Source organism: Gardnerella vaginalis 1500E, assembly GCF_000263595.1.
GTDB lineage: Bacteria > Actinomycetota > Actinomycetes > Actinomycetales > Bifidobacteriaceae > Bifidobacterium > Bifidobacterium vaginale_E.
In genome coordinates this window covers 42,547-64,761 of record NZ_ADES01000005.1, presented here as the reverse complement: position 1 = coordinate 64,761, position 22,215 = coordinate 42,547, and the positions used below count along the sequence as shown (strand labels likewise).

Below are 22,215 nucleotides of genomic sequence, written 5' to 3'. Positions count from 1 at the left end.
TTTAACGTAAGTTTTCCTAATACGCGCACAAAATTAAGATTTTATGCTTATTTTGCAAAATAAATCATTACAATAGTAAATAAACTTTTTAAGCGAATAAAGATTAGAAAATTAGGTAAAATTCAATAAAACTATAAATATTAAAGAGGTTGTGAATTGAAAGTACAAAAAAATACGTTACTACTTATTGCTTGCTTAGTTTGGGGCGCTGCTGGTTTTAATATTCTTAAGATTGGCTTGTTGGCTTACCAGAATTATTTGCAACCGCTGAATTACGCTTTGTCTCTAGTTGTTTTTGCAATATTCCAATTCCTGATTTTTGGAAAACTCGTTAAAAAACATACTCAAAGAATCCTCGCATACAAAGAAAAACAATTTTTCCTCAAATTCTTTGACGTTAAATCTTTTATAATCATGGCTTTTATGATGACTTTTGGAATTGTTTTGCGCGCAACCAACATAGCTCCCGAACAGTTTATTGCAGTGTTTTACACCGGTTTGGGTTCTGCACTATTTTTAGCAGGATTGCTTTTTGGCTATCAGTTTGCAAAAACATTCTGCCCTGCATTTAAACACAGCTTGTCTGATTGTGCTAATACTTCAGTAAAATAGTGAGATTGGGAATAATTTAGTTTATTCGTAAAATATTTATTAAGTGTGTAACGATAAGCCGTATATGCATAAGCTGTATATGCTAGTACGTTAAGAAGGCTGCTATGGACAATAATGTGTATAAAAAAAGCAGATTATACGCACCTGAGCGTTTTTTTGAATGCGAAGGCAAGGGTTTGCAATGGTTGCAAGAAGCCCATAAGTTTGGCGGCCCTAGAGTTGCAAAAGTGTTTGATTGGGGAAACGACTACCTTAATATTGAGCGAATTGACACTGCTTCCCCAACTCCTTTAGCTGCTTTTGAGTTCGGTGCAGCTCTTGCACACATGCACGACTATGGTGCGAAATATTTTGGTCAAGCTCCTGCTGATTATGATGGAACATGCTATTTTGGACCTTTAAGCGACCCTGTTAATATGCCAACTGGCGAGTGGAATAACGTTATTGACTATCTTGCGGATGGGCGTTTGCGTCCTATGGTTGAGCTTGGGATTGCTCGCGGAGAGCTTACTAAAAGCGATTTGGCTCTTACGAACGAAGTTATTGATGCGCTGCCTGATTTATTAGGAAAGACTGCGGAAGATAAGCCTGCGCGCGTTCACGGCGACTTGTGGAGCGGAAACGTTTTGTGGACTAAAAGCGAGGATGGAGAGCATACTGAGGCTGTGCTGATTGATCCTGCAGCCCACGGCGGGCACCGCGAAGAAGATTTAGCTATGCTTCACCTGTTTGGAATCAGCTATTTTAAGCAGATTTTGGACGGATACCAGTCTGTACATCCACTTAAGGCAGGTTTTGAGCAGCGCATGATTATTTGGCAGCTCTACCCTATTGCAGGCCACTGCGTATTCTTTGGCGGCGGATACGTAAGCGAGTATCGAGAAATGTGCAGAAGATTATTAAATAGCTGATTTTCAGCAGTAAACAAATAAAACATTTAAAGACTTAATCGTAAAAATTACGAAAGGCCATTAGTATGATTCGTTTGCGTGTAAGCACTTGGAAAAGAATTATAGTTGTGCTAACAGCACTAGTTTCAACACTATTTGTTGTTAGTGCATGCGGAACTACTTCTAAAACTTCTTCCAGTCCTAAAAACGTGCAGCAAACGTATCGCGGAAATGTTGTTATTTTCACCCCTTCAGATGGTTTAGCTTTAACAAGACACAAGCCACTAAGCACATGGGATCATCTTGTTCCAGAAATCGTTAAAGACTTAAAAAATAAGGGTTTTAACGATGATTCTATTACTACAAAAACTTCTTCTAGTCTTTCGCAGCAGAGTCAAGACGTGCAGGATTATGTTGTGAATTTGCTAACACCATTGCATTTAGAAAATCATAACAATAAAAATAAGCAAAATACTGGCAATTCAAACGAAAAAATTAAGAAGAAGCTGAGTAAAACCACTATTGTTATTGCTCCATGGACTAATAAGAATGGCAATAATAATTATGGGGATTACGCAACTTTGCCTACGTCAAACAAAACAGAAGACACAAAAAATAAGCAGGGTCTTTTAGCGGGTAAAAACGATTCTGAAGACACAGACAAAAATATTCTTCTTTCTCAAAAGCGTTTAGCCTCATCTCTTCGACTTGCTCAAAAATCTGGAATGCACGTAGTTATGCTTTCGCGTTCAATTCCAGGATTTAAGCCAGATGTTCTTTTCCACCTTTCTGACGCTAGTAGCATTGGCGAAACTCAAGCAGAAACATTAGTTCAAAAACTTGCTCTCGACCGTGCTACTCGCGAAAATCCGCGCTATATTGAAGTTCTTTTGCCATGCCACAATCAGAAAAATATAAATTTGCACGCAAAAACTAATAGTGGCACAAACGGTCAAAACTCAAACGATTCAAACGGTTCAAACGATTCTGACTCAAATAATGCAGATTCTAACAGTGAAAACCAAAATTCTTCCTCAAATAATAATCAAGAATCTCAAAATAGTGGCGAAAATAGTTCAAAAGATAATGCAGATAACAGCTCCTCAACACAGTTAGAAGACGAGTTTGCAAAAGAAGCTTTTGCAGGAATGTGGAAAGTACTTAGACCATATTTTGCTTCTGGCACTCTGCTTAGCACTTCCGGAAAATTGCATGCAAATAGTAGCGAAAAAGACTGGATTAACGTTGCTTTTGACGCAGATAATTCGGATGCTGTAAAAACTGAGTTGAAGAATCGTATTACTAAAAACGATAATCTTCTAACTCCTTCACCAATGCATGTTGACGGCATTATTGCTCTTGACGATCAAGTTGCTTTGCAAGCTTCGCAAACTTTAAGCGATTTAGGCTACGAAGGAAGCGCTGCAGACATAAATCCTTCGTTTACTTTGCCGAATGTTATTGGAAACTTCATTGGTAAAAGAAATCTTATTAAGCGCCCTGTTCCTTCTCCTAAAAACAGCTCCAATAAGAACGCAAAAGACGCGCAAATTAGCAAGGAACAGTCCGAAGATGCTAACGATGCTGCTAACGCAAAAAAATGGCCTGCAATAACCGGCTACGGAGCATACAAGAATATTATGCCAAATATTGTAAGCGGCAAGCAGTGGATGACAACTATTGAGCATCAGGCACAGATTAGTAAAGATATTACAGAAATGTGCGATTCGTTAAATAGCACCGGAAATCTTTCTACAAAGATTGCAACAAAACAATCGACAATTGAGCCTGGAATTACGGTTCCAACTGTTTATGAACAGCTGATAGCAGTTAGTGCAACGAATTTGAAGGCTCGCCTAATAGACCCGGGCTACATTTCCCTAGCTGATGCAGGATTGTAAAGTTACGCTTAGTGCTTTCGAGGAGCGTAAATAACGCGCTCAATAAGCTCGTGGTAACGCTCAACAACTGCCTGACGTTTAGCTTTTAAGCTTGGCGTAAGCAGACCGTTATCTTGCGTAAAAGCGTCCGGCACTATTTCAAACTTACGAATAGACTCCGCCCTAGAAACAAGCAAATTAGCTTTAGTGACGGCACGCTCAACTTCTGCACGCACAATTCCGTTTACTGACGCTTCTTTAAGCGAGCGCACTTTGCACGCTCCTCTGGAAGCAAGCCAAGAATTTACTTCCGCCAAATCAAGCGCAATAAGCGCCGCAACAAATGGCTTTCTGTCTCCAATAACAACCGCTTGAGAAACAATTGGAGAAGACATTAACGAAGCTTCTAACGCGTTTGGAGATAAATTCTTTCCGCCAGCCGTAATAATAAGATCTTTCTTTCTGCCGGTAATACGCACAAAACCGTCATCATCTAAAGAACCAAAGTCACCCGTATGCAACCAGCCGTTTACAATTTGTTGACGAGTAAGCTCCGGATTATTATGATACCCTTTGCATACTGCTGGGCTTTTAATACACAGCTCACCATCATCCGCAATTGCAACAGACACGCCTTTTACCGGCAAGCCAACAGTTCCAATACGGTATCCGCTTGTAGGATTCACCATAGACGGAGCGCAAGTTTCAGTCATTCCGTAACCTTCAAGCAAAGGCAAACCGATGCCGTTAAAGAAGTGCGCAATCGACATATCGAGAGGAGCGCCTCCGGAAATAGCGTACGAAACAGAACCGCCAAAGACTTGCAAAAGTGGCTTATAAACTAATTTTTTGCATAATGCGTGGCTTAAAGCAAGCATAGGTGGAACCATCGCTTTAGACTGCTGAGAATAAGACCATTGACGCGCAACTTTTGCCGCATAAGCAAAAATAAAACCTTTAACTCCCCTGCCGGCTTTTTGCGAAGCAGCGTTATAGATTTTTTCAAAAATACGAGGAACGCCAAGAATAAAAGTCGGCTTAAACGTTTGAAAATCAGACAAAACTGTTTTCAAATTGCTCGTTAAACCAAGCGTAACGTTTCCAGCAAAGCAGAAGAATTGCATAAATCTTGCGAACACGTGAGCAAGAGGCAAAAACAGCATTAAGCGAGGATTACCTTTTAAGGCAATATCTGGCATAGAAACAACGCCTGACTTTGCAATAAAAGCAAAATTACTATGCGTAAGCTCAATTCCTTTAGGCTCGCCTGTTGAACCGGAAGTGTAGACAATTGTTGCTAAATCACTTCCGCAAACCGCGTGAACTCGCTCGTAAAACTCCGAATCAGTTACAGTTTTACCGTACTCAATAAAAGCATCAAGCGCTCCACGGTTTATAACATAAACGTCGTGAAGAGTAGAGCAATCATCCTTAACAGCTTCTATTTTTGGAAGCATATCGGCAGACTCAACGAATATTGAGCAAACTTTAGAATCCTCAACAATATGCTGTATTTGAATAGATGAGCTAGTTTCGTAAATTGGCACGGTTAAAGCGCCAATAGACATAATAGCCATGTCAAGAACCGTCCACTGCCATGAGGTATGCGCAATAATCGAAATAGAATCCCCCGGCATAACTCCGCGCGCAATAAAACCTTTAGCAACAGCAACTACCATATCTCGAAATTCTTTAGCAGAATAAGACTTCCACGAACCTAAAGAATCAACATACTCAATTAACGAATCATTCGCGCAGCGAGAAACTCGATCTTCTAGCAGAGAAAAAATATTAACATCTGTATCAATAGCTTCATCAAGTGGACGAGAATATTCTTGCATATGCGCTCCTGTGTTGCATAATCGATATTAATCTTTACTATACGCTGTTCACACCCTCACACTATGGCAATATCTACAAGATTGACGCAGATTTTGTTCAGTTTTCTACAAATATGAATATTAATTATGCTATTTAGTTGACTGGCTTAAGAACGATTTTTTTGCGAGCAGTCATACTTGCAGGGTTTACGTAAGTACGATTCTTTCGTTTTAGACCCCATTGCACGCAGCGATTTGCGCAATGATCCGACCCACCTTCAACATGAGCAAATTTTTGCCCCTGCTTTACAAACACTCCAACAGTAAGATTTGTTACCGCAGGCTCAAAAGTAGAAGTAAGCTCACCATGCCTAATTGTTACAACAGACTTTCTAGCAACTTTACCAACAAAACTAATAACACCATCTGCAGGAGCATAAAGAGGAGTTCCTTTTGAAGCTGCTAAATCCACACCGCGATGCCCAGCCATCCAAGGCTTAGGCGGCGGATTAAAAGCTTTTACAATACGAGGAGGCTTTACCGGCCACTTCATAGCAGATTTGCATGTTTCTTCACTATAAAAACTTTTAGCAAGAGCGCAGCTTTTACAGCATACGCCTAAAGATTTAGAAGCGTAGTATTTAGCAGGATTATTTTGCTGCATTTCGTATTGCGAAAACAGCGTATCTAATAAAATAACTGAGATTATAAAAATCCCCAAGCAGGCAGCTATTCGGCAATATAATTCATAATTTTTGCGAATACACATATATCCCCCATAAATATTTATAAAGCGACTTTTATAAAAGTTTTGCAGCTAATTTGCCAAAATCATAAGCTTTTAGCGCATTGTGGATAAAACATATGCTTATAATCACTATTTCGACACGCCAAAACACGCCATATTTGCATCTTCAAAAATTCCGTGTAATATAAATGTCTTGTGCGCGGCAGTAAGCCTGCACAAAATATTCCTGCGTAGCTCAGTTGGCAGAGCGTTCGACTGTTAATCGAATGGTCGCTGGTTCAAGCCCAGCCGCAGGAGCCATCAAGCCACTGGAAGTCCAGTGGCTTTTTTGTTTTTAAAAACACGAGAATACCCCGCGAATTGCTAATTAGGCTTAAGGCAACACCCTCAAATATCAACAAGATATACGCCTAACAAAGTGGCTAACTTAAAAGCTTTGTCGTAAAATAGATACAAATGTGTCATCAGAAGATACGCATTGGGCAATCATTAACAAACAGAGGAAAACAATGATTCAACACACCTCCGAAAGTGCCGATAAAGGCAAAAAGAAGAAGCTAATCATCCTTATTGTAGGTATTGTTGTACTTGCATTAGCTCTTAGCGCACTTGGCGCATTTTGGTACGTAAAACAAACCGAGCGCACAAAGGCTGCACGTAAACAGTGCGAAGTTAAAGTTGCCCAAGTTATGAAAGCTAAGAAAACGTGGGACGCTTTAGTAAAAAACAGAATTCTTATTAAGCTTTCGAAAGATAAGTCTGAAAATGGCAAGAAGCTTGCGGAAATAATAAAAGAGAAAACTCCTGAAGCTGTAAGCTGCACAGCAAACTCTCCGGAAGAGCTTGGTAGCCAAAGCGCTGAGGCTTTGGCAGCTTCTGAATGGTATGCGGTTAAAGCAAAAGAAATTAGAGCTTTAGCTATTGAATTAGTAGATAGCGTTGACACAAAAGCTGAAGACAAAGATAAGAAAGAAGAAAAGAAGGAAGAGAAAAAGGAAATACAGAAAACAACCAGCAGTGTGATTAGGCGCTCTAACATTATTCCTCAAAAGACGAATACCACACCTAAGGATAACAACAAGGACAAAGACAAGGACAAGGACAAGAACAAGAACAAGGACAAAGACAAGGACAAGAACAAGGACAAAGACAAAGACAAAGACAAAGACAAAGACAAAGACAAGGACAAGAACAAGGACAAAGACAAAGACAAAAACAAAAACAACAGCGGCAACGGAGACGAAAACGGCGGCAGCACCGGAAACGGCAACACCGGCACCGGCAGCGGTAGCGGTAGCGGAAGCACCGGCAGCGGTAGCGGTAGCGGAAGCACCGGAAGCGGCAGCACCGGAAACGGTAGCGGAAGCACCGGCAGCGGTAGCGGTAGCGGAAGCGGAAGCACCGGAAGCGGCAGCACCGGAAATGGCAGCGGAAGCGGAAGTGGAAGCACCGGAAGCGGCAGCAACTGAAATACTAAAGAAAATGATGGTCAAAAAGATTCAAACAGTGATACAAAAGTAGACAAAATCCTTCTAAAAAACCGGATATAGTAGCAAAAAGAAAAAGAAGACAATAAAACATATTGCGCTGTTATCTGACTCAATATAAAAGCTCCCAACGAATCCGTTGGGAGCTTTATTTGTGCCTTTATAAATTAAATACTTTCTTAAGCTTTTACTTGATTAGCAGCTTTAATACCGGCTAAATCAACTTCTTCAAGCGGAATAACCTTAGTATGATTCTTAATCTTGTATCCAACGTACAAAATCAAGAACAGTGGCACAGACATGTACGTAATGCCAATAGCCTGCCAGTTAAGAGTTGCAAATGAGTGCAAATCCTGGCCAACAATAACCAAAACGCACAAAAGGAACGCAACAATCGGACCAAAAGGATACCACTTTGCTCGGTACACTAAATCGTCCAAAGAATGTCCTTGAGCCACATACGCTTTTCTAAAGCGGTAATGCGCTAAAGCAATACCCGCCCAAGCAATAAAGCCTGTTAAACCACTTGCAGCAACCAAGAACATGTATATTTGCGAGCCAAAAATACTCATGAAGAACGTGAACAAAGCCACCACAAATGTTGCAATCAAAGCTGGAACTGGAATACCACGGAAGCTTACTTTGCCGAAAACTTTCGGAGCATTACCGTCTTTTGCAAGAGCATAAAGCATTCTAGTAGAAGCGTACATTCCAGAATTTGCTGCAGAAATAACAGAAGTCAAAATAACGGCATTCATAACTGCTGCAGCGGCTGCAAAACCGACACGCTGGAACACGAGTGTGAATGGGCTTATAGCAATATCAGTTACTTCGGATCCAAGCAAATTCTTATCGGTGTAAGGAATAATGCATGCAATAACGAAAATCGCAAGAATGTAGAAAAGAAGAATACGCCAGAACACTTGCTTTACAGCCTTTGGAATACTCTTTTCTGGAGTTGCAGACTCGCCTGCAGTAATACCAATAAGCTCAGTTCCTTGGAACGAGAAGCCGGCAATAGCAAACGCACACAACACTGCAGGAACACCACCGGCAAACGGAGCATCCTTATGCGTAAAGTTTTGCAAGAATGGAGCTTTGCCGCCAATAATGCCAACAATTGTAAGCATGCCAACAACGAGGAACACAATAACCGCAACAACTTTCACAATAGAAAGCCAGTATTCTGTTTCGCCGAAGCACTTAACTGTAAGAACGTTAATCAGCAAAATAAGCATAAGAACCGAAAGCGAGAAAATCCATATTGGCACTTTCGGGAACCAGTATTGCAAAACAATTGCTGCAGTACTAACGTCTACAGCCACCGTAATAGCCCAGTTAAACCAATAGTTCCAGCCCATTGCGAAACCTAAAGCAGGATCAACAAAGCGTCCGGAGTACGAAGCAAACGAGCCACTAATTGGCATAAACGTTGCCATTTCGCCAAGAGAAGTCATAAGGAAGTAAACCATAATGCCGATTGCGCCGTACGCAAGCAAAGCGCCGCCAGGACCAGCCATGTGAATTGTTGCACCACTAGCAACAAATAAACCGGTACCAATGCTGCCGCCTAAAGCAATCATGGAAATATGACGTGTTTTCAAAGCACGATGAACATCGTGATTCTGCTGAGAAGTTTGTTCAGCAGTAGATGGTAATGAACTATTACTCATTTTTCCTCCTTTTATGTCGTCTCAGAGGCAAAACAAGCAACAGCGTGCGTGTCGATAGCGCTCCGCAGCGAATGCCGAAATCGCTGCGACAGTACTTGGTTTATTAAACCAAGTCCCAGCATACTACCTTTGGAAATCAGCAGTAAACTTCGGCGCTCTCCCCTTTTGTAAGTAATCAACGCTTTTCCGAGCTCATACTTACTACTCTTGTTGAGCGCAACCTCTGGTCGATGGTGTTCATTATTAGTACTACTTAGCGACAAACATACAGAATTGCGGCGTGGCGAAAAAAGAATAAAAAAAAATCTCGGCAAATTATGTAACCTGCCGAGATAAATCGTGGAGCTAGGGGGATTCGAACCCCCGACCCCCTCCATGCCATGGAGATGCGCTACCAGCTGCGCCATAGCCCCATTTTTAGTTATGCTGTTCAAGCGAACCTTTGATAGAATACAACAAATTAGCGCTCTATCCAAATGCGGCGTGTCGAATCAGCTTAAATATTACTAAAAATATCGCTACTTAATTACCGTTTGAACTACCGGAATTTTCTGCATTTCCAGAAGTAGACGCTCCGCCTGAAGCTCCCCCTGAAGAAGATCCTGAACCACCGTTAGAAGAGCTACCTGAAGCACCACCAGGAGCAGTTGACGACGAGGAGGACTCCCCGCTTGAGTTACTTCCCGAAGTTGATTCTCCAGAATGCGATCCGCCACTTGTTGAAGAATTATCACCACCAGGCTCACCGTCAGTAGAATTTCCTAAATTAGAATCTGAGTCATCGCGGGAATGTAAACCGTTGTTTTCATCCTCTTTTTCTGAATCCTGATTTTCTGAATCACTATCAGACGGCTTCTTATGCTCAACGCCATTATTGCTATTTTGTTGAGGATTTACCTGATTTTTAGGCTTCTGCTGAATCTGCTGAGGCTGAATATTGTCCGTTCCCTTGCCTTGCGTAAAAAGCAAAACAATTCCTGCAGTAACAACAACAGCAACTAAAGCGCTTATTACAGCTATAGCAATAGTTGCAGCATAACTATTCTTAGGTCGATTTAAATTACTTTCGTTAGCATAATTAGAATCGCGAATAGCTTTAGATAACGGCACAGGCTGACTCAACTCGCCTTCCGACAATTCCATATCTTCTTCGCGCTGCTCTCGTAAAGCAGAAAGCTCTAAAAGTCGCGTATTTTCTAATTCTGGATCTTTAGCTTCAGAGCTTATAGTTCGCCCAGAATTAACTTCACTATTTTGCCTAGAATACGCCATACGAGCATCATCTCCCGCGACTTTATATCCAGCATTTCTTACTTCAACATTGTAGACAGGATGCATGTTAAGAGTTTGAACATTATCTTTATATTGCTTCGAATCATTAGCATAACCAGCAGAATCAGAATTATTAAGATTCTTAGGATTTGCTTCAGCTAACTTTCGAGAAGAAGCGTGAATAACATTCTGATACAGCTGAGAAGCCACAGCCGACACAATCGAACCAATAGCCACACCAATAACCGAACCGGCAATACCAATTTTAGAAGCAAGCAAAAACGAGGTCACTGCCGCCAGCGAACCCGCTAAAACCTGCGTAAATGATATGCCTTTGAAGAAATTCTTCACGTGTTTACCTTAACTACCTAACAATGTATTGCGAAACATAAATGCAATATGTATAAACTTACTACAAATTACAAATTACCATTCACAACGATGGTATCACTCAAGACATGAGTTGGATAGCTATTTTTATGAATCTACTTAGTTCTTTCTTTGCTGCTATAATGTTCGCCCAAACTTGCAATAATAATGGCTGCAAATATTAAGGCAAATCCCACAAATGCCATATTTGACACATGCTCATGGTAAAGCAGCGTAGAAAATAGCAGAGTAAATAAGCTTTCAGTGCACATAATAACCGATGCGTTTGCTGTAGAAAGATTAACCAAACTATAGTTTTGCATAATTTGTGCCACAACAGTTACCACAACAGTTAAGTAGAACATGTTTGCAAAAATAGAAAGATGATCCGCACCGTTGAAATTAGGCAAAGGCTCATAAATTAGCGCTCCAGCTAAGAACAGAACTCCTGAAACAACAAATTGGCCAAAAGTTAAGGTTACAGGATTGTATTTTCTTGAATAATACGCAAGGAACGTAAGATTAAAAGCAAAAACTGCAGCGCATACAAGAGTCAGAATATCGCCATAAGAAAGCGTAAGAGCAAACATTCCTGGCTTTAAAGCCACAAAACCAACGCCAGCAACACAAACTACAGCAGCAATCAAGCCTAGTATTGTAGGCTTTTTCTTAACAATTAGCCAAGCTGAAAATGGTGTAATAACGCAGTAGGCTGCAGTAAGAAAAGCACTACGACCCGGATCAATTGTTTGCAATCCTTCAGTTTGCAAAACTAAAGTCGCATAGTATGTAACACCAGTTATTAGCGAAGGAATAATCAATTTTTTTGTAAAAGTTTTACGAAGAGTGCCGAAAAAAATTACAAACATAATCGCGCACGCACCAATCATGCGCACTCCCATAAGCCATTGAACCGGAAAAACTTCGAGAGCATACTTTGAAGAAACGTAGCTGCCACCCCAAATAGCAGCGCAAACTAACAACATTAGTTGAGAAATATGAACACTGTTCCCTTTAGGCATGCCAGATTTATCAACTATTGATTTAGCTGCTTCACCATTAGCTTTCATAATGCCTCCCCTTCAACTATAAAAGTTAATCCACTAATAAAAGTCGCTTCCTTAAAGCCGCTTCATAAAAGTTACTTCCTTAAAGTCGCTTCCTTAAAATTTTCTTTTATTTAGTGAATTTAGTTTATAAAATACACAGATTAGCCATAAAATCGGGAAAAGTACAACTTTTCGGCGTTCCTCAGGAAAATTTCCGATACGCGCTTCATAAAACCGATATACTTAACTATTTTGCTTTATATCTTTCACATAAGTAATTTTTATAAAATTCGGTGATTTATATCACAACTGCGTAATTTTTTGCAGCACACACTCGTATACTCTTCTAAAACAGCGTAATGTAAAAGTAATGACTTGTTTAATTGCACACCACAGACGCGCGCAATTTTACTAATAACGAAAGGAAATATTATGGCAACTCTTAACGCAGATATGAAAGAATTTATTGCTAATAATTTGGCTTGGATTGCAACAGTAAGCAAAGATGGCGAACTTGATTTAGGACCAAAAATGTCTATGTTCGTGCTTGACGACAACCACCTTGCCTACCACGAGCGCACTGCAGGTCAGCATTATAAGAACTTGCAAGACGGCAGCCAGCTAGTAGTTGCTTTTGCTAATTTGGCAGAAAAGAAAGGCTATCGCTTCCGCGGAACAGTAACTCTTCACACTGATGACGCGATTTACGAAGAACAGGTTCGTGTGGCCGAAGAAAAAGGTACGAAGAAGCCAGCTGCAGTTCCAGTTATGGAAATCACTGAGATTCAGGACTTGACTTCTGGAGCCACTGCCGGCAAAACAATCGCAAAAGATTAATTCGTAGCTTGAGCAAAACGCCGAATTAGTACGTTTCAAGCAAGCGGAATACAATATCGAGTGGCGTTCGTCCTCAAAGGCGAAGATGAACACCACTCAATTCTTTATTTAATTATTTAGTTGTTGCTAATTTACTTATTTTCTTTACGCAATGCTTGCAACCTAACATTCATTTCTTTCGCTTTCTTCTTCTCGAAGTAATAAATTATTGCAGCAATAGGAATCGGTAAAATAACAGTGAACGCAATCCATCCGCAAATCACCGCTGGCTCATCTTTGAACGAAATCCATCCAACAATCACCGATACAATAAACTGAATAGCAATTGGCGGAACTAGCGCAAAAACGAACTTTGCAAGATTTGACATGCGTTCATTCGACCAAAAAATAGCGAACACTCCATATCCTATGCCTATAACAAACGATGCTACAGCATAAGATGCAATTCTATTTCCAACCTCACTATGCGCTAACAGACTTGATATAAAAGACATTACTGTAAAAATAGTGCACCCTATGCCAATGCCTTTAACAATGTTTTTTACCATTGTTTTACCTAATGTTGCAACTTGCTTTTCCATAATAATCGCTTCCTTTTAAGTATTAAAATCTAGTATTAAAAAAAAAATCAGTATTAAAATTTTTGATAGTTTTATATTTGACTACATTCTAGCTACATTCGTTATTACTATAACTACATCCCTAAGCGCTTTTTGAACCCACCTAAGCATCTGCGACTAATCCACTCAACGCTTCCATCGTCCATTTTTACGCTCATACTTCCACCAAATCCTGGATCAACTCGAACAATGCGATTCAAGTTCACGATTGCGGATTTAGATATGCGCACAAACGACGCGAATTGCGGATTGTCAAAATCCATTAGGCGCTTGTAAGACACGCACTCGCCTTTATCACCGTGAATGATTACGCGCGAATTTTCAACGCAAATCATAATCACATCTGGCTCATGCATAACAATAATCGAATCGTTAATATAACCGTATATGAATGGATTATTGTTGCTCAACTTATCTGAAGTATTAATTTCAGTATTATTTTCAGCACTTCTTACATTTGCATCATTGGAGTCAATGCTTTGTAACTGAGCGATAATGTGCTTAAGCTCATCGTCAATATTGTGAATTGACAACTGAACTGACTGCTCTTCCTCAGGCGGAACGATAGCAATAGTTACTTTCATCAAGCCTCCTTTCCGTACACTACTGTTAGCGTTTGTTAGCTTTTTGTTTTGTAATTTTGACTATACGGCACTGTAAATAGTCTGTCTTTACAAAATCGCTAAACGGTAGCTTTCGGTAATTAAGCGGTAAAGGAGAGATTACGCAGCACCCCAAATGCGAATAAGACGCTGGCTTGTAGGGTCAGCTGCAGGACCTTGATCATAAGCATCCAAACGCCAATGAATCGAACCATCAGCGTTAAGACTTGGAATTAAGCGCGCCCAACAACCGTTTCCCATGCCGCCAATCGTCTTGTAAGAAGGATCTACTTTATCTAATCCAAGCAGCTTATGAACAGTTTGCGAAAGACAGGAACCATGCGAAAATACTAGCAAATCACGGTCTGCGCCAGTTTTGCGAGCCCAATCTTCTACTGCAGCAGCAGCGCGCTCTCCTACTTCCTGCTTAGCTTCAGCACCATGACGAAGCTCTCCGCTTTTACCTTCAACCCAAGCTTTGAAATCTTCCGGCCACTGCTCGCTAATCTGCTGACGATTCAAACCTTCCCACTCGCCAAAGAAACGCTCGCGCACACCATTTTCAACATGCACATGAAGCCCAATCTTATCTGCAAAAGCATGAGCAGTCTGTTGAGCGCGAATAAGTGGAGAAACAATCGCCACAAAACTCGCGTCCGCTTCTTCTGGCGTAATGCGCACGTGTTCAGTGCTGTTCGGGTCCTTTGGATCTTCTAAATCAGAAGCACCAAAAAGCACGCGCAAAGCTTTTCCAGAGCGAGTCACCTGATCCATTCCAGACTCATCCAAAGCAATATCAATCATGCCTTGCAAACGGAACTGTGCATTATACGGAGTTTGACCGTGGCGAATAAGCATAACAGAACGAGCAATTCCTTCATGCGCACTATTAATGGAATTATTTACGTTACTCGCAACGTTTTCAACAAAATCAACCATAATCTACCGCCTTCTAAAGCCTTTTATAAATAATTTAACGCTCCCAGCTAGGCTTCCAGCCTTCAATTACGTGCTGAGTATTTTCCGAATACACCATAGAATCAGCTGGAACATCGTGACGCACAACAGAGCCAGCACCCGTAGTTACGCCATCAGACACATTTACTGGAGCCACAAAAAGATTACCTGCACCAACGTGAACACCAGAACCAATACTCGTATGATTCTTATGCACGCCATCATAGTTTGCAGTAATCGTGCCACCACCAATATTCGTACGCTCGCCCAAGTTTGCATCGCCAATATAGCTTAAATGCGGAACCTTAGTGCCGTTACCAATATGCGCCTTCTTCATTTCCACAAAAGCGCCGGCCTTACTTTCTTCACCAAGCACATTTCCTGCGCGCAAATACGTCCACGGACCAATGTTAGCAGCCCTGCAAATATGCGATTCTTGCACGCGCGAACGCTCAACTACAGCATCCTCGTCAACTTGCGCATCAATAAGAGTCGTATAAGGGCCAACAACAGCGCCGCTTAAAACAGTAGTATGACCCTGAAGGAAGCAGCCAGGAAGAACAGTTACATCTTGAGCAAGAGTTACGTCATCTTCAATCCAAGTAGTATCCGGATCAAGAATAGTTACGCCTTCAAGCATCCAATGCTCGCACACGCGCCTATTATAAGCTTTTGCGAGCGCAGCCAATTGCACTCGCGTATTTACGCCTTCTACGCTAAGCGGATCTGGAGCAGACATTGCTCCCACATGACCAAACTTTCTAGCATGCTCCAAAGCGTCCGTTAAATAAAACTCGCCTTGAGCATTTTGAGAATTTAAGTTTGCGATTGCATCACTTAGCACATCGGCATCAAATACGTATACGGAAGTGTTTACTTCTTTAATTGCAAGCTCTCCAGCATTTGCATCTTTATGCTCTACGATTCGCAAAACATCGCCGTTTGCTTCGCGAACAATACGGCCGTAGCCAGTAGCATCGTCTAATACTGCTGTAAGAACAGTTGCAACATTACCATGATTATTGTGAAAATCTACTAAAGATTGAAGAGTTTGAGTGTCCAAAAGAGGCATATCGCTTGCTGCAATTAACACAGCACCTTTTAGCGTTTCGCCAGTTTCTTTTTTAGCGATTTCGTTAAGATCTTTAATAGCGCACTGAACTGCGCGGCCAGTTCCAGGAGTTTCGTCCTGATTCACAATATGCACATTTTCGTTATAGCTAACAGCGGCAGCGGTTACACGCTCAGCCTGAGCATGCACAACTACAGCCAGCTTATTTGGATTTACGCCAGCCACAGCATTCATAACACGATTTAAGAAAGTTTTTCCAGCAAACGGATGCAGTACTTTCGGAGTTGCTGAACGCATACGCGTCCCATCACCTGCTGCCAAAATTATTGCCGCAGCTACATCATGCTTTTCCACGCATGCTCCTTATGTTGTATAAATAATATTCTTACTGATTTAATTCTATTACGTCTTAACGCTTATCCAAAACAAAAACGCTACTTGCAAAACAAGTAGCGCCTGTATAAGCTCCCTCACCTGGATTCGAACCAAGACAAAGGGTTCCAAAGACCCGTGTGCTGCCATTACACCATGAGGGAACGGCGGAAAAACCGCCAAGTCACTATTATGCCACACGAATTGACTTCGTCAAATTTGGCGTGGCGCACATTATTAGACAGTTTAATGTGCGTGTGCTGATTTCATTGGTGAGGTGTGCGTGGGTGGCAAATTACTTGTCTCGCAGCGCTACACTCTTATACCTTATTTGGACTTAGCGGTTGCATAGTTAAGTTTAGTTTTTTACTTACTTTCTTTCAAAAATATTTATTTATCAAAAAGATATTACTATCGCTCCGCTTTTATATTGCTCGACCAAGCAATTTCCACCCCGCACAACTAACCAATCAAAGTAAAATCAGCGTTTACGCAAATAGGAAGCCTTGACCGTGATGCTCCGGATAAGTGTCGAAAAGCTTCGCAACCGAACCATCTTCAAATACTGCTTTAATTGCGCTTGCAAGAAGAGGAGCAATAGAAAGAACAGTCAAACCATCCCAACGCTTTTCTTCCGGAATAGGCACAGTATCCGTCAACACAACTTCGCGAGCGCCGCAAGCCTTCAAACGTTCAACCGCAGGGCCAGAAAGCACGCCGTGAGTTGCAACAACTGTAACAGACTTAGCTCCAGCTTCCTTCAACACGTTGCAAGCGCCAGCAATAGTGCCAGCAGTATCAATCAAGTCGTCAACCATAACGCAATCGCGACCAGCAACGTCACCAACAACGCGGTTTGCAACAGCCTTATTCGGGCATGTAATATCGCGAGTCTTATGCACAAAAGCCAAAGGACCGCCGCCTAAGCGCTGCGCCCACTGTTCAGCCACGCGAATACGGCCAGCATCTGGAGACACAACAGTTACGTTTGCAAGATCATCACGGAAACGATCACGCACATAATCAACCAAAACAGGCATAGCAATCAAGTGGTCAACCGGACCGTCGAAGAATCCTTGAGACTGAGCCGCGTGCAAATCAACGCTCATAATGCGGTCAGCGCCAGCAGTCTTAAGCAAATCAAACATCAAACGGCAAGAAATAGGCTCACGACCGCGATGCTTCTTATCCTGACGAGAATAGCCAAGAAGTGGGCAAACTGCAGTAATCGAACGAGCAGAAGCGCGCTTCAAAGCGTCGATCATAATCAACTGTTCCATAATGGACTTGTTAACAGGATCGCTGTGACTCTGCAATACGAACACATCCGTACCGCGCACCGACTGCGTGTAACGAACATACATTTCACCATTAGCAAAATCGTATGCCGTTGTTTCCAATACATCAATGCCAAGCTGGTCTGCTACATCACGAGCAAGTTTCGGATGGGCGCGACCAGTAACGAGAACAAGGTTTTTATCTGGCTTTCCTTCAAGGACGATGCTCACCATATCTCCAAACGTTAGTTCGCTTTAGTTCGCGAAATGAACATATTCAATACTAACTTTTTGCGCAGACTTGCGGCGACAAGCCGAAAAAGTAAATAGTCACGACCTATACAAGCCGTGCTTAACAATGTACTGCACAACTCCATCCGGAACTAAATACCATACTGGTTCACCATGCTCAGCGCGACGGCGAACATCCGTAGAAGAAATCGATAATGCTGGAATCTCCAAAATATCAACCGGCAAATGTTCAGAATCGCAGTGAACAATATCGTCATAATTTGCAACATTTCCAGCACTGTTCACATTCAGCTGCCTAGTAATAAAAGGCAAATTAGACTCCAACTTTTCCGGCCTAGAATACCCTGGGCGAGTTACTGCCACAAATCGCGCCAAATTCCACATTTCGCGCGCATTCTTCCACTGCATAATTTCCGCCACAGCGTCCGCTCCAGTAATGAAGAAAAGCTCCGCATCCGGATGCTGCGCGTGAATATCTTGCAAAGTATCAATAGTGTAAGTAACTCCTGGACGGTCAATATCAACCCTAGAAACAGTAAACTTAGGATTAGAAGCCGTTGCAATAACCGTCATTAAATAACGGTCCTCAGCATTCGTAACTTTTTTATCAAGCTTAAAAACAGGCCTACCAGTTGGCACGAAAATAACCTCGTCCAAATCATAAACCCACGCAACTTCAGAAGCCGCAACCAAGTGGCCGTTATGAATAGGATCAAAAGTTCCACCCATAATGCCAATACGCTGACGCTCATGAACGTTACCGCGTGCAGAAGTGCGCTTTCGCATAGAAGTTGCTACCGCAGGAGGAGCCGCTTCTTTTCCGGTAAACGAACCTTGAAACAGGTCAGACATTCGCCGCTGCGCATCTGTGTGATTTTCAGGACTCATTCGCTTCAGATTCCTTATCTTCAGCCTCAGTTTCACTAACTACCCCAGAAGCATCATTCGCACTATCTGGGTTAATATTTCCCATCTCCTCATCCCACTCGTCCTTAACAACACGCTGAATTTCAGCAAAAGTTGGAAGAGGAAAATCAGGCTGATACGTGCCGCGAATTTTCGCCACAGATTCAGTGATTTTAACAAGCATCGATGTCATTGAATCAACATCATTATTGCGCTCTAAAGAACTAAATTCATGAATATTCTTTTCCATTCGACCCATTTGCTCAAGAACGCTAGAAAACGCATCATCTTCAGGAAGCGTTACGTCATTTGCGTCAGCATCCGGCCAACCCATAAGCACAGCATCCGCGTATTCAAGCGAGGAACGCTGTTGCGCGGAGGCAATACCATCCTCAATTTGCACCAAAAACACATAGCGCACAATCGACAAACGCTCAGCCGCAATATTAAGCGCTTCAGCCGGAGTCATATTCACATCATTCTTAGGCATATCATTAGGCATACTCTTACCTTACCGCCACGTAACTATTAAAGCCAGAACTACTCGCGTATCTGACCGCTGCCGTAGCCAATCCACTTGGTTGTTGTCATCTCACGCAATCCCATAGGGCCTCTTGCATGCAATTTTTGCGTCGATATTCCAAGTTCAGCACCAAAACCAAACTCTCCGCCATCCGTAAAGCGAGTTGAAGCATTCACCATCACCACTGCAGAATCAACATTCGCAATAAAACTTTGAATCGTTTCGTAATCTTCAGCAATAATTGTTTCCGTATGCCCAGTAGAATACTTCGCTATATGATTTGCAGCATCAAAAGCATCGTCCACAATTTTTACGCCCATATTAAGCGACAAATACTCGCGTTTCCAATCTTCACAAGTTGCATGCTCAAGCTGTAAACCTGCAATATTAGCAGATTGCAAAATTTCGTAAGATTTATCGTCAACATGCAAAATAACATTATGCTCAGCTAAAGCAGCGCCAACTTGCGGTAAAAATTCCTGCGCAATATTGCGATTTACCAATAATTTTTCTGCCGCATTACACACGCCTACGCGCTGAGTTTTTGCGTTAATAACAATCGGTATAGCTTTTTTAATATCAGCGCTTTTATCTACATAAATATGCACGTTTCCAGCACCAGTTTCAATAACCGGCACTGTAGACTCTTGAACAACCGTAGCAATAAGATTCGCACTACCGCGCGGCACTAGAACATCAATATGACCGTGCGCGTGCATCATTGCCGTTGCTCCCGACCTGCCTAAATCGTCAACCGACTGAATTAAATCTGCACTAAAACCGGCCTTTTTTAACACACTTCCAATAATCTCAATGCTTTTTTGATTCGTATTTTGAGCAGCACTTCCTCCTCGCAAAATTGCTGCATTACCAGACTTTAAGCACAAAGCTGCAACATCAATAGTGACGTTTGGGCGAGCCTCATAAATCATTCCCATAACACCAATTGGCACACGAACTTGCGAAAGTTTAATACCATTAGGAAGAGTGTATCCGCGAACAACTTCTCCTACAGGATCTTGCAATTGCGCAATTTTCCTTACGCTTTGAGCAGAATTTTTCACACGCTCTTCGTTAAATTTAAGCCTGTCGAGCTTTCCAGCATCCATTCCTTTAGCTTCGGCTTCTTTAAGATCTTTTTCATTAGCGGCAGCAATATCTAAAGCTGCTAAATCCAAAGCGTCTGCCATTTTTTCAAGAAGCTCATTTTTTGTTCTAGTATCCGTTTTAGAAAAATCTCGCCAAGCAAACCTTGCTAAATCCGCGCGCCCATTAACTAAATTGTCAACGCTCAACGCTCCCACCTGTAGATTATTGGCTTCATTTTCCTGTTTAGAATCAAGAGTTGTCATAATTATGAGATTAGCACACGCCCGTTCGCCCAGCGCTTCGGGTAGCATATTTTTATAAGACGATGCATAATTTGCACAAATATTCCATATGATTATTCGGTTACGGAGACATTATGTCAGAAGATACAGCTATTTTTCATAGCACGCGCGCAACTACTCCAACTTACACTTCTAAGCAGGCAATTCGTCAAGGTATTGCCGAAGACGGCGGATTATTTGTAGCTGATAGCCTTGGTAGCGAGCGTTATGATATTTCTAAATTGCAAGGCAAATCCTACCAGGAAATAGTTCAAGATATTTTGCAAATCTTGCTTCCTGATTACTCTCAAGAAGAGCTTTCTGATTGCGTAAAGCTTGCATACGCAGACCAATGGTCTAACTCTGACATTACTCCAATTCGTCAGCTTGGAAATACTCGCGATTTTGTTATGGAACTTTTCCACGGTCCTACTTGCGCTTTTAAGGACGTGGCTTTACAAATGCTTCCACAGCTTATGAGCCGCAGCCAAAACAAAACCGAAAAATCTGAATCAAACAACAATCAGAATGTTATGATTTTGACCGCAACTTCTGGAGATACTGGAAAAGCAGCTTTGGCTGGTTTTGCCGATGTTCCAGGCACTTCTATGGTTACTTTTTACCCAGAAGGAAAAGTTAGCCGCGTTCAAGAATTACAAATGACAACTCAAGCTGGTAAAAACGTGCAAGTTTGCGCAGTCCGAGGCAATTTTGACGATGCTCAAACTGGCGTAAAACAGATTTTCACGAATAGTGAGCTTAATAAAAATATTGAAGAATCTTCGAACACTGAATTGTCTTCTGCTAATTCAATAAATGTTGGACGACTCGTGCCACAAGTCGTATACTATTTTGCGGCTTATAAGCAGCTTGTTGAGCGTAAAGCAATAGCTCTTGGCGACGAAGTTGAGTTTTGCGTACCAACCGGTAATTTTGGCGATATTCTTGCTGGATATTACGCAAAAATGCTTGGTCTTCCTGTAAAACATCTTATTGTTGCAAGCAATAGCAATAATGTTTTATTCGATTTTTTGGTAAGCGGAACTTATAACCGTCAACGCCCATTCCATCACACTGTTGCTCCTTCAATGGATATTTTAGTTTCTTCTAATTTGGAACGAATGCTTTACTACATGTGCGATAAAGACACGCGTTTAATACAAATGCTTATGAATGATTTAGCTCAGTGGGGCGCTTTTGAGATTCCAGAAAACGTGCTTGCAAAAATACGATCTATTTTTGGCTGCGGCTGGGCAAATGAGGATCAGATTCGCAAAGCTATTTCTGACTGCTGGAACAAGTACAAGTATGTTATTGACCCGCATACTGCTTGCGGATACTTTGTTATGCAGCATATTCCACATGACGAAAACGTGCCTCGAGTGCTTTTAAGCACTGCAAGCCCTTATAAGTTCCCGCGCGTAGTGGCTGAAGCTTTAGGTCTTAAGAATGTGAAAGATATGGATGATTTCCAATGCATGGATGCTCTTAGTGAAGCAACAGAAACGAAAGCTCCAAGCATGCTTAGAGAACTTGAAAATAAGACGCCACGTTTTACTGATGTTATTGATATTTCACAAATGCCTAGCTATGTTCAAACGCAGGCGAATAACTTCTCTAAATGAAC

General features: G+C 41.7%; 19 protein-coding genes, 3 tRNA genes and 1 riboswitch. Of the genes, 7 read left to right on the top strand and 15 right to left on the bottom strand.

The window, feature by feature from the left end; all coding sequences use genetic code 11:
• Positions 1-156: 156 nt before the first annotated feature.
• From CGSMWGV1500E_RS04590 to CGSMWGV1500E_RS04600, 3 genes are all read left to right on the top strand, one after another.
• Positions 157-612 (top strand): hypothetical protein, encoded by a 456-nt coding sequence (locus CGSMWGV1500E_RS04590; RefSeq protein ID WP_004127064.1) that lies wholly within the window; start codon positions 157-159, stop codon positions 610-612.
• 104 nt (positions 613-716) lie between these two features.
• Positions 717-1,523: a fructosamine kinase family protein gene (locus CGSMWGV1500E_RS04595; RefSeq protein WP_004127062.1), complete on the top strand. Its 807-nt coding sequence runs from the start codon at positions 717-719 to the stop codon at positions 1,521-1,523.
• Between the two features lie 65 nt (positions 1,524-1,588).
• Positions 1,589-3,403: a hypothetical protein gene (locus CGSMWGV1500E_RS04600; RefSeq protein ID WP_004127060.1), complete on the top strand. Its 1,815-nt coding sequence runs from the start codon at positions 1,589-1,591 to the stop codon at positions 3,401-3,403.
• Between the two features lie 8 nt (positions 3,404-3,411).
• Here the strand turns inward: CGSMWGV1500E_RS04600 and CGSMWGV1500E_RS04605 are convergent, their stop codons facing one another.
• Together CGSMWGV1500E_RS04605 and CGSMWGV1500E_RS06475 are read right to left on the bottom strand one after the other, a co-directional pair.
• Positions 3,412-5,223: an AMP-dependent synthetase/ligase gene (locus tag CGSMWGV1500E_RS04605; protein ID WP_004127058.1), complete on the bottom strand. Its 1,812-nt coding sequence runs from the start codon at positions 5,221-5,223 to the stop codon at positions 3,412-3,414.
• 133 nt (positions 5,224-5,356) lie between these two features.
• Entirely contained in the window at positions 5,357-5,971 is a 615-nt protein-coding gene (locus CGSMWGV1500E_RS06475; protein WP_004127056.1) for a M23 family metallopeptidase, read from the bottom strand.
• Positions 5,972-6,174: 203 nt separating this feature from the next.
• Between CGSMWGV1500E_RS06475 and CGSMWGV1500E_RS04615 the strand changes: the two genes are divergently transcribed.
• Together CGSMWGV1500E_RS04615 and CGSMWGV1500E_RS0106025 are read left to right on the top strand one after the other, a co-directional pair.
• A tRNA-Asn gene (locus tag CGSMWGV1500E_RS04615) sits at positions 6,175-6,250 on the top strand.
• 209 nt (positions 6,251-6,459) lie between these two features.
• Complete coding sequence (locus tag CGSMWGV1500E_RS0106025; RefSeq protein ID WP_004127054.1) at positions 6,460-7,419, top strand: hypothetical protein; 960 nt, start codon at positions 6,460-6,462, stop codon at positions 7,417-7,419.
• A gap of 197 nt (positions 7,420-7,616) precedes the next feature.
• Here the strand turns inward: CGSMWGV1500E_RS0106025 and CGSMWGV1500E_RS04620 are convergent, their stop codons facing one another.
• The 4 genes from CGSMWGV1500E_RS04620 to CGSMWGV1500E_RS04635 all read right to left on the bottom strand — a co-directional run bounded on the left by CGSMWGV1500E_RS04620 (position 7,617) and on the right by CGSMWGV1500E_RS04635 (position 11,773).
• Positions 7,617-9,110 carry an amino acid permease gene (locus CGSMWGV1500E_RS04620; RefSeq protein WP_004127052.1) on the bottom strand — a complete coding sequence of 498 codons (1,494 nt, stop codon included), beginning with the start codon at positions 9,108-9,110 and terminating at the stop codon, positions 7,617-7,619.
• 47 nt (positions 9,111-9,157) lie between these two features.
• Positions 9,158-9,345, bottom strand: a riboswitch (Lysine riboswitch).
• Positions 9,346-9,450: 105 nt separating this feature from the next.
• Positions 9,451-9,523: transfer RNA gene (locus CGSMWGV1500E_RS04625), tRNA-Ala, on the bottom strand.
• Between the two features lie 109 nt (positions 9,524-9,632).
• Positions 9,633-10,733 (bottom strand): hypothetical protein, encoded by a 1,101-nt coding sequence (locus CGSMWGV1500E_RS04630; RefSeq protein WP_004127050.1) that lies wholly within the window; start codon positions 10,731-10,733, stop codon positions 9,633-9,635.
• Between the two features lie 134 nt (positions 10,734-10,867).
• On the bottom strand, positions 10,868-11,773 hold the full coding sequence (locus CGSMWGV1500E_RS04635) for a DMT family transporter (protein WP_196218458.1): 906 nt from the start codon (positions 11,771-11,773) through the stop codon (positions 10,868-10,870).
• Positions 11,774-12,232: 459 nt separating this feature from the next.
• Between CGSMWGV1500E_RS04635 and CGSMWGV1500E_RS04640 the strand changes: the two genes are divergently transcribed.
• Positions 12,233-12,637, top strand: a complete 405-nt coding sequence (locus tag CGSMWGV1500E_RS04640) for a pyridoxamine 5'-phosphate oxidase family protein (protein ID WP_004127046.1) — start codon at positions 12,233-12,235, stop codon at positions 12,635-12,637.
• 131 nt (positions 12,638-12,768) lie between these two features.
• Here CGSMWGV1500E_RS04640 and CGSMWGV1500E_RS04645 read toward each other — a convergent pair whose 3' ends face one another.
• The 9 genes from CGSMWGV1500E_RS04645 to CGSMWGV1500E_RS04685 all read right to left on the bottom strand — a co-directional run bounded on the left by CGSMWGV1500E_RS04645 (position 12,769) and on the right by CGSMWGV1500E_RS04685 (position 20,570).
• Entirely contained in the window at positions 12,769-13,218 is a 450-nt protein-coding gene (locus CGSMWGV1500E_RS04645) for a DUF3021 family protein (protein ID WP_004127043.1), read from the bottom strand.
• A gap of 113 nt (positions 13,219-13,331) precedes the next feature.
• Positions 13,332-13,841, bottom strand: a complete 510-nt coding sequence (locus CGSMWGV1500E_RS04650; RefSeq protein WP_004106477.1) for a LytTR family DNA-binding domain-containing protein — start codon at positions 13,839-13,841, stop codon at positions 13,332-13,334.
• 138 nt (positions 13,842-13,979) lie between these two features.
• The gene (locus tag CGSMWGV1500E_RS04655) at positions 13,980-14,798 is read right to left on the bottom strand and encodes a histidine phosphatase family protein (protein WP_004127041.1); all 819 of its coding nucleotides are present in this window, start codon (positions 14,796-14,798) and stop codon (positions 13,980-13,982) included.
• Positions 14,799-14,832: 34 nt separating this feature from the next.
• Positions 14,833-16,242 carry a bifunctional UDP-N-acetylglucosamine diphosphorylase/glucosamine-1-phosphate N-acetyltransferase GlmU gene (gene glmU / locus CGSMWGV1500E_RS04660; protein WP_004127038.1) on the bottom strand — a complete coding sequence of 470 codons (1,410 nt, stop codon included), beginning with the start codon at positions 16,240-16,242 and terminating at the stop codon, positions 14,833-14,835.
• Between the two features lie 111 nt (positions 16,243-16,353).
• Positions 16,354-16,424 (bottom strand) — tRNA-Gln (locus tag CGSMWGV1500E_RS04665).
• 324 nt (positions 16,425-16,748) lie between these two features.
• Positions 16,749-17,771, bottom strand: a complete 1,023-nt coding sequence (locus CGSMWGV1500E_RS04670) for a ribose-phosphate diphosphokinase (RefSeq protein ID WP_032843399.1) — start codon at positions 17,769-17,771, stop codon at positions 16,749-16,751.
• A 96-nt stretch (positions 17,772-17,867) separates the two neighbouring features.
• Entirely contained in the window at positions 17,868-18,677 is an 810-nt protein-coding gene (gene nadD, locus CGSMWGV1500E_RS04675; protein WP_004127032.1) for a nicotinate-nucleotide adenylyltransferase, read from the bottom strand.
• Positions 18,667-19,197 carry a hypothetical protein gene (locus CGSMWGV1500E_RS04680; RefSeq protein ID WP_004127014.1) on the bottom strand — a complete coding sequence of 177 codons (531 nt, stop codon included), beginning with the start codon at positions 19,195-19,197 and terminating at the stop codon, positions 18,667-18,669. The genes nadD and CGSMWGV1500E_RS04680 overlap by 11 nt, the downstream gene beginning before the upstream one ends.
• Before the next feature lie 38 nt (positions 19,198-19,235).
• Complete coding sequence (locus CGSMWGV1500E_RS04685; RefSeq protein ID WP_004127011.1) at positions 19,236-20,570, bottom strand: glutamate-5-semialdehyde dehydrogenase; 1,335 nt, start codon at positions 20,568-20,570, stop codon at positions 19,236-19,238.
• A gap of 113 nt (positions 20,571-20,683) precedes the next feature.
• Between CGSMWGV1500E_RS04685 and thrC the strand changes: the two genes are divergently transcribed.
• The gene (gene thrC / locus CGSMWGV1500E_RS04690; RefSeq protein ID WP_004127008.1) at positions 20,684-22,213 is read left to right on the top strand and encodes a threonine synthase; all 1,530 of its coding nucleotides are present in this window, start codon (positions 20,684-20,686) and stop codon (positions 22,211-22,213) included.
• The last annotated feature ends 2 nt before the right edge of the window (positions 22,214-22,215 follow it).